The 486-nt window shown below is 67.5% G+C and carries 1 protein-coding gene; it reads right to left on the bottom strand.

Features of this window, described 5'->3' with window-relative positions; all coding sequences use genetic code 11:
- Window positions 1-486, bottom strand: a 486-nt coding sequence (locus tag NJD74_RS19585; protein WP_319624822.1) for an autotransporter outer membrane beta-barrel domain-containing protein, incomplete at both ends; no start/stop codon positions are given.

Here is a 486-nt window from a genome sequence, read left to right as displayed (position 1 = left end):
GCTGCATAGGGCGTGACGCCGAGCCAGCGCGTGGCAATACGATAGCCGCCTTCGAGCCGGCCGGAATAGGCGTTGGCGTTGATGGCCTCGTTGAGCTGGCCGGTGCCTGCCGGCGTCACCTGGTAATCGCCGGTGATGGCCTGCCACCCGTAAGCGAGCGCGGTTGTGACATAGGCCGATCCAATCGAATGCCTGGCGAAGGCGCCAGCCTGAAACAAATCGGAGCGGCCGCTCGAAAAATTGTTTGCAAAGCCGGTGCCGCCGCCCGCGAGCGCGAAGCCCATCCGCGTCTGCGGCGAGAGTGCATAGTCGGCACCGACCACGGTGCCAAAGCTCCGGCTGGCGCCGCCGCTGCCGCCGGTCGACACCTGCGATCCGGCGAAGCCGGAAGCCCAGACGCTCCATTGCGCCGTCGCAAGTGAGGGCTTGCCGTAGAGCGCGGCATAGGCCTCGCGGCCGATGCCGCCATGCGTGGGATCGTTCCCC

Origin of the sequence: Stenotrophomonas sp. RG-453 (genome assembly GCF_033843685.1) — a bacterium.
GTDB lineage: Bacteria > Pseudomonadota > Gammaproteobacteria > Xanthomonadales > Xanthomonadaceae > Stenotrophomonas > Stenotrophomonas bentonitica_A.
Note: the sequence above shows the minus strand (reverse complement) of the source record. Positions and strands in the feature narration are given on the sequence as shown.